Annotated in this window: 16 protein-coding genes; 12 read left to right on the top strand and 4 right to left on the bottom strand. The window is 73.1% G+C overall.

Going from position 1 to position 16,957, the window contains the following annotated elements; translation table 11 throughout:
• The first annotated feature begins 18 nt into the window (after positions 1-18).
• The 12 genes from K4G22_RS31520 to K4G22_RS31465 all read left to right on the top strand — a co-directional run bounded on the left by K4G22_RS31520 (position 19) and on the right by K4G22_RS31465 (position 12,616).
• A complete protein-coding gene (locus K4G22_RS31520) occupies positions 19-1,089 on the top strand; it encodes a DUF3558 family protein (RefSeq protein ID WP_228083888.1) in 1,071 nt (356 codons plus the stop codon).
• 304 nt (positions 1,090-1,393) lie between these two features.
• Positions 1,394-2,959, top strand: a complete 1,566-nt coding sequence (locus K4G22_RS31515) for an outer membrane protein assembly factor BamB family protein (RefSeq protein WP_228083887.1) — start codon at positions 1,394-1,396, stop codon at positions 2,957-2,959.
• 247 nt (positions 2,960-3,206) lie between these two features.
• Entirely contained in the window at positions 3,207-4,331 is a 1,125-nt protein-coding gene (gene pdhA, locus K4G22_RS31510) for a pyruvate dehydrogenase (acetyl-transferring) E1 component subunit alpha (RefSeq protein ID WP_228083886.1), read from the top strand.
• Between the two features lie 5 nt (positions 4,332-4,336).
• The gene (locus K4G22_RS31505) at positions 4,337-5,347 is read left to right on the top strand and encodes an alpha-ketoacid dehydrogenase subunit beta (protein ID WP_228084291.1); all 1,011 of its coding nucleotides are present in this window, start codon (positions 4,337-4,339) and stop codon (positions 5,345-5,347) included.
• Positions 5,344-6,624: a dihydrolipoamide acetyltransferase family protein gene (locus K4G22_RS31500; RefSeq protein WP_228083885.1), complete on the top strand. Its 1,281-nt coding sequence runs from the start codon at positions 5,344-5,346 to the stop codon at positions 6,622-6,624. Before K4G22_RS31505 ends, K4G22_RS31500 begins: the two co-directional genes overlap by 4 nt.
• A gap of 77 nt (positions 6,625-6,701) precedes the next feature.
• Positions 6,702-8,435, top strand: coding sequence for a phenylacetic acid degradation protein PaaN (gene paaN, locus K4G22_RS31495; protein WP_228083884.1), 1,734 nt, complete (start codon positions 6,702-6,704; stop codon positions 8,433-8,435).
• Positions 8,436-8,526: 91 nt separating this feature from the next.
• On the top strand, positions 8,527-9,492 hold the full coding sequence (paaA, locus tag K4G22_RS31490; RefSeq protein WP_228083883.1) for a 1,2-phenylacetyl-CoA epoxidase subunit PaaA: 966 nt from the start codon (positions 8,527-8,529) through the stop codon (positions 9,490-9,492).
• Positions 9,489-9,782: a 1,2-phenylacetyl-CoA epoxidase subunit PaaB gene (paaB, locus tag K4G22_RS31485; RefSeq protein WP_228083882.1), complete on the top strand. Its 294-nt coding sequence runs from the start codon at positions 9,489-9,491 to the stop codon at positions 9,780-9,782. The genes paaA and paaB overlap by 4 nt, the downstream gene beginning before the upstream one ends.
• A gap of 25 nt (positions 9,783-9,807) precedes the next feature.
• Positions 9,808-10,671 (top strand): 1,2-phenylacetyl-CoA epoxidase subunit PaaC, encoded by an 864-nt coding sequence (gene paaC, locus K4G22_RS31480; RefSeq protein ID WP_228083881.1) that lies wholly within the window; start codon positions 9,808-9,810, stop codon positions 10,669-10,671.
• Complete coding sequence (gene paaD, locus K4G22_RS31475) at positions 10,665-11,165, top strand: 1,2-phenylacetyl-CoA epoxidase subunit PaaD (protein WP_228083880.1); 501 nt, start codon at positions 10,665-10,667, stop codon at positions 11,163-11,165. The genes paaC and paaD overlap by 7 nt, the downstream gene beginning before the upstream one ends.
• The gene (paaE, locus tag K4G22_RS31470) at positions 11,165-12,265 is read left to right on the top strand and encodes a 1,2-phenylacetyl-CoA epoxidase subunit PaaE (RefSeq protein ID WP_228083879.1); all 1,101 of its coding nucleotides are present in this window, start codon (positions 11,165-11,167) and stop codon (positions 12,263-12,265) included. Before paaD ends, paaE begins: the two co-directional genes overlap by 1 nt.
• Before the next feature lie 99 nt (positions 12,266-12,364).
• Positions 12,365-12,616, top strand: a complete 252-nt coding sequence (locus K4G22_RS31465) for an antitoxin (protein ID WP_228083878.1) — start codon at positions 12,365-12,367, stop codon at positions 12,614-12,616.
• A gap of 24 nt (positions 12,617-12,640) precedes the next feature.
• Here K4G22_RS31465 and K4G22_RS31460 read toward each other — a convergent pair whose 3' ends face one another.
• The 4 genes from K4G22_RS31460 to K4G22_RS31445 all read right to left on the bottom strand — a co-directional run bounded on the left by K4G22_RS31460 (position 12,641) and on the right by K4G22_RS31445 (position 16,814).
• Positions 12,641-13,207 (bottom strand): GNAT family N-acetyltransferase, encoded by a 567-nt coding sequence (locus tag K4G22_RS31460; protein WP_228084290.1) that lies wholly within the window; start codon positions 13,205-13,207, stop codon positions 12,641-12,643.
• 86 nt (positions 13,208-13,293) lie between these two features.
• Positions 13,294-13,827 (bottom strand): EF-hand domain-containing protein, encoded by a 534-nt coding sequence (locus tag K4G22_RS31455; RefSeq protein WP_228083877.1) that lies wholly within the window; start codon positions 13,825-13,827, stop codon positions 13,294-13,296.
• A 267-nt stretch (positions 13,828-14,094) separates the two neighbouring features.
• The gene (locus K4G22_RS31450; protein ID WP_228083876.1) at positions 14,095-15,594 is read right to left on the bottom strand and encodes a VWA domain-containing protein; all 1,500 of its coding nucleotides are present in this window, start codon (positions 15,592-15,594) and stop codon (positions 14,095-14,097) included.
• A 20-nt stretch (positions 15,595-15,614) separates the two neighbouring features.
• Positions 15,615-16,814 carry an AAA family ATPase gene (locus K4G22_RS31445; RefSeq protein WP_228083875.1) on the bottom strand — a complete coding sequence of 400 codons (1,200 nt, stop codon included), beginning with the start codon at positions 16,812-16,814 and terminating at the stop codon, positions 15,615-15,617.
• Between the last annotated feature and the right edge of the window lie 143 nt (positions 16,815-16,957).

The following is a 16,957-nucleotide window of genomic DNA, read 5'->3' as shown; positions in this document are numbered from 1 at the left end:
AGAGATGGATCGGTCGTGATGACAGTGCAGGTGAAGTGGCGTTCCCGGTCGCTGGTGGCGTGCGGGGTCGCGGCGTTGTTGGGCGTGGCGGGCTGTTCGGAGAGCGGTTCGCCGGAGCCGGGGGGTGGCGCGAGCGCCGGGGCGGACGAGGGCGCGGCGCGCGGCGACGCGGCGGCGGACGACGAGCCGGAGGCGGAGCGCGTCGAGGACGCCGGATTCGACCCGTGTGATCTGCTGCCGCCGGAGGAGGTGGCGCCGCTGATCGGGGTGGACGCGCTGTATGTGACCTCTCGGCAGGTGTCGCCGGACGCGGACGGCGGGCGGCTCGCCGGCTGTTCGTATCTGACGGAGGACGTGCCGGGCATTGCCGGGATGACGGTCAACGTCGTGGCCGGCACGGAGCGGGAGGCGTTCTTCGCGCCGTTCCAGGAGCGGGAGGCGCTGGTGGTGGACGGCTCGTTCGGCGACGAGCAGCGGGTCGTGGCCTACGAGACGCCCGACGGGTCGACGCACTTCCGGGAGTTGCGGGTGATCGAGGGGGACACCGGGTTCCATATCCGCTACACCTACAACGACTCCCCCGACGGCATGCCGGCGTTGGACGACGAGGCCATGGCGGAGGCGCTGGCCCTGATGACGGTGGCGGCGTTGGATCGGCTGCCGGCCGAGGTGACGATCGCGGACGGGGTGCCGGAGGGGGTGTGCGCGGATATCGATCTGGCGTTGGCGTCGGGTGCGTTGGGCGAGGAGTTGACGACGGCTCGTTCGGTGCTGGGCGAAGGGGGCGCGCTGAACTGCGAGTTCAGCGGGGAGGCGGCGGCGCTGACGGTGGTTGCGGTGAGTGCGCCGGATCGGGTGGCGGCCATGCGGGTCCCGGCGGAGATGCTCAATGTCGCGGATATCGGGGACGGTGCCTCGGTGCGGATTCTGCCGAACGACGAGGCGCAGGGGCCGTTGGACGCGATGGTGCATCTCGGTGACCGGCTGGTGGTGGTGAGTGCCGCCTATGGGCCGGGGGCCGGGAGCATTACGGCTCCTCGGGCGGAGGACGCGGAGTTGGTGCGCGACATCGCCGAGGCGGTGCGGTAGGGGCGGCGTTCTCTCCGCTGCCCCACGCCGCGCCTGCCCGGGCGCGGGGAACGGTTTCCGTCGCCCGGGATGTCTCCGTCCCGGTCGCCGCACTGGCGGGCTCTGTCGGTCCTTAACCGTTCTTGCTTGTTCTTTGTCCTGGTAACTCTCGGCCCCGTTCGGAGCCGTCTCACCTCTGGAAGCCATCATGTCAGGCGGTTTCTCTCCGCAGCCCGGACAGCCCGGGGATCCCTATCCGCCCGTTCCGCCGCCGGGGCCTCCTGGTGGCCCGCCCTATCAGGCGCCGGCACCGTACCCGGGGCAGGTGCCGCATCCAGGCCAGGCGCCGTACCCGGGGCAGGCGCCGTACCCGGGGCAGGTTCCCTATCCGGGGCCCGGGCCGTACCCGGGGCCCGGGGGGCCGGCGGGTGGGCATCGGCGCAAGCGCGGGTCGTGGGTGCTGGGCGTGCTCGCCGTGGTGCTCGTGCTGGCTCTGGCCGGCGGCGCCTGGTTCCTCTTCGGCCCGGACGACGAGAGCTCCGGCACGCGGCCGGTGGCCGTCGATCCCGACACGCCGGGTGGCCGGTTGTGGGCGGTCGACGAGGCGGGAGTGGAGGACGGCGACAAGCCGAAGGGCTTCTGGGTCGTGGGTGACACCGTCGTCAAGGCGAGCGGCGGTGTCTTCTCCGCGTACGCCGTGGCGGACGGGTCCGTGCTGTGGACGTTGGACATGGGGCCCGACCGCCTGTGCACTCCGGCGACCGCCACGGAGGACGGCCTGATCGTCATCGGCCACGGGGAGTCCAACTGTGGCCAGAACATCACCCAGATCGATCTGACGACGGGTGAGACGGGGTGGAGCCGGCCGCTGGAGCCGGAGGACAACCCGCTCAATTTCGAGATCGCCATGGCCGGGTCCTCGTACGCGGTCCAGACGGTCGGCGGCTGGAGCGTGCACCGCGTCGAGGACGGGGAGGTGATCTCCTCGGGCGGCGCCAGGTACGACGTGCTCAACCAGGCCCCGGGCCGGACGGACTTCGCCCTGGAACGTCCGCTCGTCAGCGGCGAGGAGATCTGCGCGGTGGACGCGGTCGCCGGCGGCGAGTCGCTGCTGCGGAGGCGTACCTGCGCCACGGTGACCGACGCGGCCAGCGAGACCCTGACGCCGCCGTTCTTCCGGTTGGAGAGCATCGATCCGGCCAGCGGGGACACCGTGTGGAGCCTGGACATCCCGGAGGGCAGGTGGCTGTCCAAGATCAACAGCACCTCGCCGCTGGTGGTGACGCTCCGCGACGAGGAGTTCGGTGGCGAGTTGGAGTTGGCGTTCATCGACGACGAGGGCCGCATCACCGGGCAGGTCCCGATCGAGGCGACGGGGCTGGACCGGGACGACACGGCCGCCTACAGCCAGGAGATGTGCCGGGGCGACGTCGTCGCCTACAGCGCGGTCGACAACTGCGGCGGCATGGTGGTCCACGGCGACCTGCTGTACGCGTCGACGACCACGATCTTCGGCGGCCCGATCGTGACCGCGTTGAACGCCACCACGGGCGACGTCGTGTGGTCGTTGGAGACCGAGGAGTTCTCCCGGGTGATGGTCCTCGGGGCCGACGAGGGCGGGGTGTTCGTCCACCAGATGGGCTTCGGCAGGGAACTCGGGCGGGTGGTGCGGATCTCCCCGGACGGGCAGACGGTGGAGCCGCTCTTCAAGACCGACGACATCTACCTGTCGGGCTCCACCTATGTGGCTCTCCTCGACGGGCAGTTGGTGCTGAGTCCGTCGGACTACTCCCTGGAGTACGACGTCGCGGTGTACGGGGTGGAGGGCGCGCTGCCGGAGGGGTGGACGTCGGAGGAGGAGGACTCCGGAGACACGGGGGACGCGCCGTAGCGCGGGCCCCGTGGTGGCCGCCTTCGCTCTGATCCCGACCATGGGTCGGGATCAGGGCGAAGGCGTGTTCGGGGTGGGGCGGCCAATCGTCCGGGGGCGGCCCACGGTGCGGGGCCGCCGGTGGACGGGTGACTTTTTCTCGCCGGGATTTCGGCCGTATGTCGTTGTTTATCGCTGTCTCTTTTACAGGTATCCGGGCCCGGCGACCATAGGAGTGTCAAACGTCCACGGGAACGAGGTGTCGTTGATGGCGGCTGAGACCCTTCGACAACAGACGGTCGATCGACTTCTTCCCTCGCTCGAACCGGTGCGTCTCGTGGCGGCCGACGGCTCGGCGGTCGAGGCTCCCGAGGGGTATGTCGCGCCGCCGGACGACGTGTTGTGCGAGGCGTTCCGGCGCATGGTCGTCGGCCGGCGGTTCGACGCGCAGGCGTCGGCGTTGACGCGCCAGGGGCGGCTCGCGGTGTATCCGTCGAGCCGCGGGCAGGAGGCCTGCCAGATCGGGGCGGCGCTGGCGCTGCGGGAGCGGGACTGGCTCTTCCCCACCTACCGGGACTCGGTGGCGCTGGTGTCGCGGGGCCTGGACCCGGTGGAGGTGCTGTCGCTGCTGCGCGGCGACTGGCACTGCGGCTACGATCCGGCGGCCGTGCGGACGGCCCCGCAGTGCACCCCGCTGGCGACCCAGACGATCCACGCGGTGGGCATGGCGGACGCGCTGCGGCGTCATGGCGCGGGCGACGTGGTGATGGCGCTGGTGGGGGACGGCGGCACCAGCGAGGGGGACTTCCACGAGGCGTTGAACTACGCGGCGGTGCTGCGGGCGCCCGTGGTGTTCCTGGTGCAGAACAACGGGTACGCGATCTCGGTGCCGTTGGCGCGGCAGACCGCGGCTCCGGCGCTGGCGTACAAGGGGGTGGGGTACGGGATGCCGTCCGAGCAGGTGGACGGCAATGACCTGGTCGCGGTGTTGGCGGTGCTCTCCCGCGCGGTGGAGAGGGCGCGGGAGGGGCGAGGCCCGTCCCTGGTGGAGGCGCACACCTATCGGATGGAGGCGCACACCAACGCGGACGACCCGTCGCGCTATCGGGACGAGGCGGAGGTCGCCGCGTGGTTGGCGGCCGATCCGCTGGCGCGGTTGGAGACGTATCTGCGGGCGCGCGGCGTGCTGTCGGACGAGGACGTGGCGGCGTGCGAGGCGCGGGCGGAGGAGCTCGCCGGCCGGCTGCGCGCGGAGTTGGCGACGGAGACGCGGGGGGACCCGTTGGAGTTGTTCGACCATGTCTTCGCCACCCCGACGCCGCAGTTGCGGGAGCAGCGTGCCCTGTTGGCGGCGGAGCTGGCCGAGGGAGCGGAGGGGGTGGGTGAGCGGTGACGACCATGACGATGGCGGGTGCGCTCAACGCGGCGTTGCGGGACGCGCTGCGGGAGGACCCGGGGGTGTTGGTCTTCGGGGAGGATGTCGGCGCGCTGGGCGGCGTGTTCCGGGTGACGGACGGTCTGACGGCGGACTTCGGCGAGGAGCGGTGTTTCGACACGCCGTTGGCCGAGGCGGGGATCGTCGGTCTCGCGGTGGGCTTGGCGATGGGTGGTTTCCGGCCGGTGGTGGAGATGCAGTTCGACGCGTTCGCCTATCCGGCGTTCGAGCAGATCGCGTCGCATGTGGCGAAGTCGCGGAACCGGACGCGGGGGCGGTTGCCCCTGCCGCTGGTGATTCGTGTTCCGTTCGCCGGCGGGATCGGCGCGGTGGAGCATCACTGCGATTCGAGTGAGGCGTACTACGCGCACACGCCGGGGTTGAAGGTGGCGACGCCGGCGTCGGCGGCGGACGCGTACTGGCTGTTGCGGGACGCGATCGCCGATCCGGATCCGGTGGTGTTCATGGAGCCGAAGCGGCTGTACTGGGCGGAGGACGAGGTCGACGCCGGGGCGCGGTCGGTGGCGCCGTTCGGGCGCGCTGTGGTGCGGCGGCGGGGGCGGGACGCGACGGTGGTGGCCTACGGGCCCTCGGTGTCGGTGGCGTTGGAGGCGGCCGGGGAGGCGGCGCGGGAGGGGATCGATCTTGAGGTGATCGATCTGCGGACGCTGGTGCCGTTGGACGACGCGACGGTGATGGAGTCGGTGCGGCGCACGGGGCGGTGCGTGGTGGTGCAGGAGGCGCAGGGGTTCGCCGGGGTGGGTGCCGAGGTCGCGGCGCGGGTGCAGGAGCGGTGTTTCCACTCGTTGGCGGCGCCGGTGCTGCGGGTGGCGGGGTTCGACATCCCGTATCCGCCGCCGTTCTTCGAGCGGGCGCATCTGCCGGGCGTGGACCGGGTGTTGGACGCCGTGTTCCGTCTGCAGTTCGATGACGAGCCGGATCTGACGCATGCGGCCGACGGGGTGGTGTCGTGAGCGGGCGCGGCGTGGTGGAACGGGTGTTCTGTCTGCCGGATCTGGGTGAGGGGCTGACGGGCGCCGAGGTCGTGGCGTGGCGGGTGGCGGTGGGCGGCGAGGTGGCGGTGGACGAGGTGGTGGTGGAGGTGGAGACGGCGAAGGCCGCGGTCGAGGTGCCGGTGCCGTTCGCGGGGACGGTGGTGACGCTCCACGCCGAGGTGGGCGCTTCGGTGGCGGTGGGCGCGCCGTTGATCTCCGTGGGGGTGGCGGAGCCGGCTGGCAGCGGTGGGGACGCGGCGGGTGAGCGGTATCGGGAGGAGGAGCGGGCCGGATCGGGGGCGGTGCTGGTGGGGTATGGCACCGGGGCCGGTGGGGGGCGTCGCCGGAGGCGTTCCGGGCGGGCCTCGGGCGGGGGTGGTGCCACTCCCCCGCCGGCGGGTGCCGGTGGGGCGCCTCGGGTGATCTCGCCGCTGGTGCGGCGCCTGGCACGGGAGCACGGGGTGGATGTGGCGTCGTTGACGCCGAGCGCGCCGCGCGGGGTGGTGCGGCGGCGCGATGTGGAGGCCGCGTTGGCGGGGCGCGCGCGGCCGACGGCGGCGGTGGAGGAGGAGCGGATTCCGTTGCGGGGGCTGCGGCGGACGGTCGCCGAGCGGGTGGCGCGCAGCCGTCGGGAGATCCCGGACGCGACGGCGTGGGTGGACGTGGACGCGTCGGGGCTTCTCGCGGCGCGGGACGCGGTGCGTGCGGCGTATCCGGAGGCGCGGGTCGGCCTGCTGGCGCTGCTGGCGCGGATCTGTGTGGCCGGGTTGGCGCGTTTTCCCGAGTTGAACGCGACGGTGGACACGGAGCGCGGCGAGATCGTGCGGTTCCGCTCGGTGGGTCTGGGGTTCGCCGCGCAGACGGAGCGGGGCCTGGTGGTGCCGGTGGTGCGGGACGCGCAGCGGATGTCCACCGTGGAGTTGGCCGCGGAGCTGGGCCGGTTGACGGATCGGGCGCGGGCCGGTGCGTTGGGTCCGGCGGAGTTGGGGGGCGGCACGTTCACCGTCAACAACTACGGGGTGTTCGGCGTCGACGGGTCCACTCCGATCATCAACCATCCTGAGGCGGGGCTGCTCGGGGTGGGGCGGGTGGTGGACCGGCCGTGGGTGGTGGCGGGTTCGCTCGCGGTGCGGCCGGTGGCGCAGGTGTCGTTCACGTTCGACCACCGGGTGGCCGACGGCGGGGTGGCCGGTGGGTTTCTGCGGTTCGTGGCCGACCGGATGGAACGGCCGGAGCTGCTGCTGGCCGAGCTGTGACGCGGGGCGCGAACGCCGCGACGGGACCACGAACCAGGAACCAGACCAGTCCAGACCAGACCCGGGAGGTCGTGTCCATGACCGAGTACGCAGCCGAAGCGGAAGCCGGTTCCGTTGATTTCTTCGTCCGTCATCGTGAGCTGTTGCGGCGCGCGGTGGATGCCACCCGCAGCCGGGAGTTCTGGTCGCCGTTTCCGGAGAGCCCCAGTGAGCGGGTGTACGGGGCGGGTTCGGCGGCGGCCGGGGAGGCGGCGTTCCGCGCGCTGTTGAACGAGCGGTTCGCCGTGCCGGGTTGGGGTGGCGGCGAGGTGGGTGAGGCGACGGAGGTGTCGCCCTACGGGTTCGCGTTGGGGGTGCGGTATCCGGCGGTGGAGCCGGGGAGGGCCGTCGCGTTGGCGCGGGAGGCCGGCGTGGGGTGGCGGGCGGCGAGCCCGGATGTGCGGGCGGGCGTCGCGGTGGAGATCCTGACGCGGTTGAACGCGGCCAGCTTCGAGGTGGCGCACGCGGTGCGGCACACGACGGGGCAGCCGTTTGTGATGGCGTTCCAGGCGGGTGGGCCGCACGCGCAGGAGCGGGGTCTTGAGGCGGTGGCGTACGCGTGGGCGGAGCAGTCGCGGCATCCGGGGTCGGCGGCGTGGGCGAAGCCTCGGCGCGGCGGTGAACCGTTGGCGTTGGAGAAGACGTTCACTCCGGTGGGCCGTGGTGTCGCGGTGCTCATCGGCTGCAACACGTTCCCGACGTGGAACGGCTATCCGGGGTTGTTCGCGAGTCTGGTGACGGGCAATCCGGTGGTGGTGAAGCCGCATCCGCGTGCGGTGCTGCCGTTGGCGATCACGGTGCGGGTGGCGCGCGAGGTGCTGGTGGAGGCGGGGTTCGCGCCGGATGTGGTGGTGTTGGCTGCGGAGCCCGACGGGGCGGGGACGGCGCGGGAGCTGGCGACGCATCCGGAGGTGCGGATCGTGGACTTCACGGGTTCGACGGAGTTCGGGGACTGGCTGGAGGCCAACGCGCGGCAGGCGCAGGTGTACACGGAGAAGGCGGGCCTCAACACGGTGGTGTTGGACTCGACGGACGACTACGCGGGCCTGCTGCGGAATCTGGCGTTCTCGTTGTCGCTGTACAGCGGGCAGATGTGCACGACGCCGCAGAACCTGCTGGTGGGGCGCGGCGGGATCGTGACGGACCGGGGGGTGCGGTCGCCGGCCGAGTTCGCGACCGATCTGGGGGCGGCGGTGGAGAGGTTGTTGGCGGACGAGGCGCGGGCGACGGGCACGCTGGGCGCGATCGTGGGGGACGGGGTGCGGGCGCGGTTGGCCGAGGCGGCGCGGCTGCCCGGGGTGTGCCACGCGTCGCGGGCGGTGCCGCATCCGGACTTCCCCGAGGCGGTGGCCCGCACGCCGTTGATCGCGCTGTTGGACGCGGCGGCGGATCGGGAGGTGTTCACGCGGGAGTGGTTCGGCCCGGTGTCGTTCGTGGTGGTCACGGAGTCGACGGCGCAGAGCGTGGGGCTGCTGCGGGAGACGGTGGGCGCGTTCGGCGCGTTGACGGCGTTGGTGCACTCGACGGACGAGGCGGTGCTCGACGCGGCGCGGGAGGCGGCGTTGGCGGCGGGGGTGCATCTGTCGGAGAACCTGACGGACGGGGTGTTCGTCAACCAGTCGTCGGCGTTCAGCGATTTCCACGGGTCGGCGGCGAATCCGGCGGCGTCGGCGACGTTGACGGACCCGGCGTTCGTGGCGGGGCGGTTCGCCGTGGTGCAGTCGCGGCGGCCCGTCTCGGCGGGCGCCTCGGACGCCGCGGGCGCGTCGTGAGGGGCGGCGGTCCCGCTGTCTTGTGGGCGGGCTCGCGGTGGCCGACACTGGTGTCGAATGAGCCGAACGAACGGTCGGTTTGGGGGTCGTGATGGTCGAGACGGATTCCGAGGCGGAGTTGCTGGCCCACTTCGACGCGACGGTCGCGGCGGATCGGCGGGTGGAGCCGAGGGACTGGATGCCGCAGGGGTATCGCGCGACGCTGGTGCGGCAGATCGCCCAGCACGCGCACTCGGAGATCATCGGCATGCAGCCGGAGGGTGACTGGATCACCCGCGCGCCGTCGCTGCGGCGGAAGGCGATCCTCTTCGCCAAGGTGCAGGACGAGGCCGGGCACGGCCTGTATCTGTACAGCGCGGCGGAGACGCTGGGGGCGGACCGTCAGGAGTTGACGGCGATGCTGATCGAGGGGCGGCAGAAGTACTCGTCGATCTTCAACTACCCGTCGCTGACGTTCGCCGACGTCGGGGTGATCGGCTGGCTGGTGGACGGGGCGGCGATCTGCAACCAGGTGCCGCTGTGTCGCAGTTCGTACGGCCCCTACGCGCGGGCGATGGTGCGGATCTGCAAGGAGGAGTCGTTCCACCAACGGCAGGGCTATGAGCTGCTGTTGACGATGATGAACGGCTCCGAGGGGCAGCGGCAGATGGTGCGGGACGCGGTGGACCGCTGGTGGTGGCCGTCGTTGATGATGTTCGGGCCGCCGGACGACGCCTCGCCGAACTCCGCGCGGTCGATGGCGTGGCGGATCAAGCGGCACTCGAACGACGAGCTGCGGCAGCGCTTTGTCGATATGACGGTGCCCCAGGCCGAGCGGCTGGGTGTGACGCTGCCCGATCCCGCGTTGCGGTGGAACGAGGAGCGGGGGCGCCACGACTTCGGGACGCCCGACTTCGCCGAGTTGGCGCGGGTGATCAGGGGCGAGGGGCCGTGCAACGCGGAGCGGGTGGCGCGGCGCGCCGCCGCGCACCGGGAGGGCGCCTGGGTGCGGGAGGCGGCCGGGGCGCACGCGGCGAAGCGGGCCGCCGCCGAGGCGGCACGGGAGGTGGTGGCATGAGCGGGGTGCGCGAGGAGTGGCCGCTGTACGAGGTGTTCGTGCGCGGGAAACGCGGGCTCAACCACGTCCATGTCGGCTCGTTGCGCGCCGCTGACGCGCGGATGGCGCTGACGCATGCCCGTGACCTGTACACGCGGCGGAACGAGGGGGTGAGCATCTGGGTGGTGCCGAGCGCCGACATCACGGCGTCGACGGCCGACGAGCGGGATCCGTTCTTCGCGCCCAGCGGCGACAAGGTGTACCGGCATCCGACGTTCTACGACATTCCCGACGACATCCCCCATATCTAGCCGCCGCACGCCCGGGGAGGACACCATGCGGGACGACCATGTGTACGCCGCTCTGAGCGCCGACGACCCGGCGGGGGACGCCCGTTGGGCGTTCGGCACGGGGTTCGCCGATCCGCTGCACGGCGTGGACGACGCGCTGCCGCCGGGCGTGGACGGGGCGGCGCTCGCCGCCTGCTGTCTGGCGCTGGGGGACGACGCGCTGCTCGGGGCGCAGCGGCTGGCCGAGTGGTGTTCCCGGGCGCCGGAGTTGGAGATCGAGCTGGCGCTGGCCAACATCGGTCTCGATCTGCTGGGTCAGGCGCGGCTGCTGTACGCGCGCGCCGGGCAGGTGGACGGGAGCGGGCGCGACGAGGACGCCTACGCGTACCGCCGGCCGGCGCGGGAGTTCCGCGCCCTGCGGCTGACGCAACTGCCGCGTGGGGACTTCGCGTTCACCGTGGTCCGGCTGCTGGTGCTGTCGACGACGCGACTGGCGCTCTGCCAGGCCCTCTCGACGGCCCCCGATCCGGTGCTGCGGGCGGTGGCCGAGCGGGGCGTCAAGGAGCTGACGTACCACCGGAGGTTCGCCGCCGAGTGGGTGATCCGGTTGGGCGACGGCACGGAGGAGTCCCACCGGCGGCTGGGCGCGGCGTGCTCGGCCGTCGCCCCCTGGCTGGCCGAGGCGTTGGACGACGAGGCGGGCGCGGCGTTCGGCGCCTCGGCCGCGATGGTGCGGGAGGAGACGTCGCGGGTGTTGGCGCGGGTGGCGGACGCGGCCGGCGTGCCGTGGCCGATGCCGGGGCCCACCGCCGACGGCGGGGGCCGGGTGGGCGCGCACACGGAGCATCTGGGGCCGCTGCTGGCCGAGTTGCGGTCGGTCGCCGAGGCGCATCCGGACGCCACATGGTGAGCGAGGCCGACGCCAGGCGGGTGGCCGGCGCGGTGCGGGACCCGGAGCTGCCGATGCTGACGCTGGCGGATCTGGGGGTGCTGCGCTCGGTCGAGTGCCACGAGGGCGGGGTGCGTGTGGGGCTGACGCCGACCTATCCGGGGTGTCCGGCGATCGCGGAGATCCGGGCCGCGGTGGCCGGCGCGCTGCGCGCCGCCGGCTTCGCCCGGGTCGAGGTGCGGACGGTGCTCTCCCCGCCCTGGACCTCGGACTGGATCACGCCGGCGGGGCGCCGCGCGCTGGCCGCCCACCGGATCGCGCCGCCGGGAGCGGCGCCACGCGCCCGGCCGGGTCCGGTGGAGCTTGAGCTGTCGTGGACGCGGCGGGGTGTGGCGTGCCCACGGTGCGCGTCTCCGCGGACCGAGGAGCTGTCGGGGTTCGGGGCCAGCGCCTGTCTTGAGCTGTGGCGCTGCCGTGCCTGTCGGGAACCGTTCGAGCACGTCAGGGAGATCTGATGGTCGCACCCGCCCTTCCCGTTCGGCGCCGTGGACGGCGGGCCGTCTTCCACCCGCTGCGGATCGCGCGGATCGAGCCGCTGTGCGCGGACGCCGCCGCCGTGACGTTCGATGTGCCACCGGAGTTGGCCGAGGAGTTCGCGTTCGCCCCGGGGCAGACGCTGACGCTGCGCCGCCGGGAGGCGGGCGGCGAGGAGCGCCGCTCCTACTCGCTGTGCGCGCCGCCGGGCGCCGCGCCCCGCATCGGGGTGCGGCTGGTGCCCGGGGGGCTCTTCTCCACCTGGCTGGTGCGCCGGGCGCGGGTCGGGGACGTCGTGGAGGTGATGGGCCCCGTCGGCGGCTTCACCCCGGACCTGGGGCGGCCGGCGCACCATGTGCTGGTCGCCGCCGGCTCGGGCGTCACGCCCATGGTGTCGATCGCGCCGTCGGTGCTGGCGGCCGATCCGCGCAGCCGGGTGACGCTGCTCTACGGGAACCGGGGCAGCGACAGCGTGATGTTCGCCGAGGAACTGGCGGACCTCAAGGACCGCTTCCCCGCGCGGGTCACGCTGGTGCATGTGCTGTCCAGGGAGCCGAGGGAGGCGGACGTGCTCTCCGGCCGGCTGGACGCGGCGCGCCTGGCACGGCTGCTGCGGGCGTTGCTCGACCCGCGCACCCCGCACGAGTGGTGGCTGTGCGGGCCGTGGGGGATGGTGCGGGAGGCGCGGCGGGTGGTCGGGGAGTTCGGCGCCGAACCCGCGCGGGTGCACCAGGAGTTGTTCCACGCCGAGGGCGAGGAGCCGGCGCCTCCCCCGCGGGCGGCGGAGCCCGGCGGCGAGGGCCCGTCGAGCCGGGTGACGGTGCTGCTCGACGGGCGCGCCACCACCTTCGACCAGCCAGCTGACGGCCGGGTCCTGGAGCACGCGCAGCGGGTCAGGCCCGACCTTCCGTTCGCGTGTCGCGGCGGGGTGTGCGGCACCTGCCGGGCGCGGGTGACGGACGGGTCGGCGCGGATGCGCAGGAACTTCGCGCTGGAGCCGGCGGAGGTCGAGGCCGGCTATGTGTTGACCTGTCAGGCGCTGCCCGAGTCCGACCGGCTCACCGTCGACTTCGACAGCTGACGAAGCGGAGCCGCGCGGAGCCGGCCGCGGGCGGGCGTCGCCTTCTTCGTGGAATCATGGAACGGACCTGGTGGTTCCAGCGAAGGAGACAGCCCCCGCATGTTCGACGCACTGAAGAACCTCAAGAAGAAGGCCGAGGGCCTCGCCGAGACCCACAGCGACAAGATCGCGCAGGGGGTGGAGAAGGTCGGCGACTTCGTCGACACCAAGACGTCCGGCAAGCACAGCGACAAGATCGACGGCGCCGTCGGCAAGGCACAGGGCTATGTCGAGAAGCTCGGCGACAAGGACGGCAAGGACAACAAGGACGACAACGACGGCAAGGGCGGCCCGGGCGTCACGAAGGGCTGACGCGCCCGGCGCCCAACGGCCAGGTCAGTCCCTGGCCTCGGGGGCGGGGTACCCGCGCCACTCGGAGGCGAGGACGGACCAGACCTGCTTGTCGTAGCGGACGCCGTCGTAGGGCCAGGTCTCGCGCAGGGTGCCCTCCAGCGTCATGCCGAGGCGTTTGGCGACGGCGATGCTGCGCTCGTTGTCGGCGCGGCACTGCCATTCGGCGCGGTGCAGCCCACGGGTGAGGAACGCCCAGTCGATGAGCGCGCCGCACGCCTGCGTGATCAGGCCGTGGCCGGCGCCGGCCGGCTCGGTCCAGCAGCCGATCTCGCAGTTGCCCTGGACGGCGTCGAAACCCGCGAACAGCACGCCGCCGACGAGGGTGTCGTCGCGCCAGACGCCGTAGAGCCGGGCCCGGTCGAGGGCTCGGCCCTCGGCGTACCGGCGGAGCGTGGCACGCGCCCCCTCGACGTCGTCGGTGACGAAGGTGCGACCGACCCACGGACGGATGGTGTCCCTGGCCCGGTCGAGGTGGGCGGCGTACTCCTCGGCGTGGCTGGCTTCCAGCGCGCGCAGCACCGCGTTGTCCCGCAGCTGGAACGAGAACAATGGGACCCCCATCACCCGGCATGATCACGTGCCATAGCAGCATGCCATGGGTGGGCGGTGCGCACGACCTTCGGGGGGAACCCCGCTCAGGCGGCGGGCGGGTCCGCCAGGTGATCGCCGGCGATGCCGACCTTGTCCGGGGTGAAGAAGTCCCGGACGGCGCCCTCCCAGGCGGTCACCTCGATCCGGTCGTCGGCCGACGGGCCCAGGGCGTCGAAGACGGCGTCCACCCGGTCGGGGGCGAAGCCGATCGCGGTCATCAGCGCCAGGAAGACGTCCCGCGCGATCGTTCCCCTGCCCTCCGGGTCGCCGAGCGGGGCCAACGCGCGGGCGAACGCGGCGACGGTGTCGGCGAACCGCTCCGGGGAGAGCACGACGCCGCTGTACTCGTCGAAGTCGATCCGCCCGTCGCCATCGGTGTCCAGGGCGGCGGCCAGCGCCTCCCACCAGTTGCGGAACTCGACCCGCACGACCTCCCGTTCGGCCGGGGTGGAACGCCATGCCGCCGCGTCCACCCGGCTCCCCATCAACGCGAAGTCCGCCTGCTCCAGCACGCCGTTTCCATCGGCGTCGAGCACGGAGAAGAGAACCCTGACCCGGTTGAGCACCTCGTCACGCATGGACGTCCCACCCTGTTTCTCGAAGGTTCTCGAAGGTTCTCGAAGGCTCGCGGCTTCTCTCGGATGCTTCCCGTGCGTTCTCCGGCCGCGCACCTCGACGCGGCGAACGGGCCGCCCTTCCGGTCGGCCGCCCCAACTATCCGTCGACGCGCGGCGGTTCGGGAGTACCGGGCGAGCTGATACACCCGAAAGGGGGATGGTGGAGCGAACGGCGCACGGCCCCGCGCCGGGGGGCGCGCCCCGGCGTGGGACGGGAGCCGGCGGGGCTCAGATCACGCGGAACAGGTCGGCGGCGGCGTGCACGTCGGTGAGATCCCCGATGGCGCGGAGGTTGTCGCAGAGGGCGTCGAGGACCGAGCCGGCCTCGGCGGCGCGCGGGGCGCCGACGGCGACGCCGAAGACCCGGAAGCCCAGCCGGTGTTTGGCGTCGTTCCAGCCGCGCGTCCACTCCTCGGTGACATCGCACTCGTCGTCGGTGATCAGCACGATGTCGCCCCGGGCGCGGGCCGCGGCGTCGAACTCCTCCGCGAGCAGCTCGCCGGCGGCGGTCAGCGGCGCCTGGTAGCTGGTGCCGCCACCGAGGAACGTCTCGGCGAAGTCGAGCACCCGGGCGATGTCGGCGGGCCCGCCGGCGGGGAAGCGGAAGACCCGCAGCCGGTCGGCTGACGAGAACAGGATGCCGACGAAGTCCCGCCCGCCCTGGCGTGCCTGATCCAGCAGCGCCAGGGCGCATGCCTTGGCCCACGCCTCCCGGGTGACGCCGCCGGGGCCCGCCTCGTACATGGAGTGCGAGGTGTCCACACAGGCGACGATGGCGCCCCGGCCCGTGGGCCGCTCCCCCTCGCTGTCGTAGATCATCAGCTCCCCCGCGGCATAGCGGGCGGCGAACACCGCGCGCAGCTCGGGCAGCCCGAGGTTGACCAGCTCGGCGGGGACGACCCGGGAGAGGTCGTCGCCGAGGGTGACGCCGACCAGCTCCCCGCCGGTGTGCTCCACCCTGCGGGCGCGCTCGCCGTCGGCCATCCGCCGGAAGCGGCCGATCAGTTCGGCCCACCGGGCGAGACGGCCGGTGCGCAGCCGCTCGGCGAGCCGGGCGCGCTGGTCGAACGGCATGCGTTCCAGCTCGCCGGGGCCGACGCCCCACGCCCGCATCAGCGCGGTCTCCGCCCGGGCGGCTTCGGCGGCCCGCGCCGCCGCGTTCCGCGCGGTGGCGCGGACGCCGGGGGCCGCCGCGGCGAGGGACCGGTCGAGGCCACGCGCGGCTTCGGCGGCCCGCGCCACCGCCTCGTCCCCGGCGTTCGCCGTGCCTTCGGCGGCCCGCTGGGCCCGTGTCGCCCGCTCGGCCTGTTCCTGGGCGTCGCGGGACCGCTCCAGCAGGCGGCGCAGCGCGGTGGCCAGGGCGAGGACGGCCATGGCCGCGGCATACGGGTCGCCGACCGTCTCCCGGCGCAGCTCGGCGAACTCGGGCGCCGTGAGCAGCCCGGTGACGATCTGGTGGTTGACCCATCGGGAGGGGGCCGTCTCGGCGCGGTCGCGCACCCTCGGCGCGGCCTTGTAGGCGGCCAGGAACACGTCGGCGAGCAGATCGGCGCTGTGCGGGTGGCGCGCGGCCAGCTCCGCGGCGAGATCACGTAGCCCGGCGGACCGCTCGTAGGTGTCGCGCCACGCCATCAGGTCGCACTGGTCCCCGACCACGGCTGCGGTCCCCGGCGTGGCGGCGTCCCAGCGGCGCGCCGACTCCCGGGGGCGGCCCGCTGTCCCGTCCATGGTGTGGCTCCTTCGCGGGTTCAGAGCTGGGACTGCACCATGCTCGCGTCCATGCCCAGCGCCTCCGTGAGGACGCGGGCCCGGACGGCGCGCTGGCGGCCGATGACCCGGTCGATGGCGGCGGTCGACCGGCCGGCGCCCGCCGCCTCCAGGCGCAACTCCCCCAGTCTCCTTCCCGCCCTGGCGAGCGTGCTGTGGGCCCGTTTGATGACCCACTCGCTCAACGCCTCGCGGGACTGCCCCGCCATGGCGTCGAGTTGGGCCTCCAGCTCCTCGACCGCGTCGGCCAGGTCGAGTGCCTCCTTGGCGTCCGGGTTGACCAGGTGCAGCACCTCGCGTTCGACGGTGGGGCGCTGGGCCGGGGAGTCCCACAGCACATGGGTCAGCACCGACAGGTCCGTCTCGGCGACCGCCGGGCGGCCGTCGAGGTAGGCGGATGCCTGGAGCAGGCGCACCGCCTGCCGCCAGCGGCGGTCGGAGGCGATGAGCTCCTTGCGGCGGAGCGCCGCCCGCAGCGTGCACACGGCGTCCACGACCGTGTCGGGGACGGCGACGCCGGGGACGGCCTCGGCCACGGCGTGCCGTAGCGCGGCCAGCTCGACGGTGGTCCGCGCCGGTGGGTCGGGGAGGCTGACGGCGGATCTGACCAGCGCGGCGAAGTTGGCGGGGTCGGCCAGATAGCCCACCTCGACGCGTACCAGCAGTCGGTCGTAGATCGCGCCGGAGTCCTCCCCCGCTGGCAGTTCGTTGCTCGCCGTGATGGCCCCGATCAGGGGACAGCGGATCGGCTCGCCGCCGCTCTCGGGGTGGTAGATCCGCTCGTTGAGGTAGCCGAGGGTCTCGTTCAGGGCGGCCGTGGAGCACTTGAATATCTCGTCGATGAAGGCGATGTGCGCGGTCGTGGCGCGGCCCTCGTAGATCTGCCGGTACTCGCCCCGGGCCAGGGCGGCGACGTCGACGGGGCCGAACATCCTGGTCGGCGCGGTGAACTTGCTCAGCAGGATCTCCCAGTAGGACGCGCCCTCGATCCGGCCCGTCAGCTCCCGGGCCATCTCGGACTTCGCCGTTCCCGGTGGGCCGAGCACCAGCGAGTGCCGGCCGGCCAGCAGCGTCACCACCAGCGTCCGCACCACGTCCTCCCGCTCGTAGAAGCGGTCGGACAGTTCGGCGCTGATCGCCCGCAGCCGCTCGGCGGTGTCCCGCACGTCGTGTGCCTCCATGTGCCGCTCTCCTGCCCGCGATGCCGGGTGGGCGCCGGCGGGCCGGCGTCCCGGTGGTTCTGCCCAGGTCCAACCGTAGGCGCGGGGGTCCTCCCGGTGCCCGAGGGGGGCGGCGTTCTCAGAACGAGCTGTCAGAGGGAGCT

It is taken from the genome of Streptomyces profundus, assembly GCF_020740535.1.
In the GTDB taxonomy this organism is placed as follows: Bacteria; Actinomycetota; Actinomycetes; order Streptomycetales; family Streptomycetaceae; genus Streptomyces; species Streptomyces profundus.
This window is presented reverse-complemented; position numbering and strand designations above follow the sequence as displayed.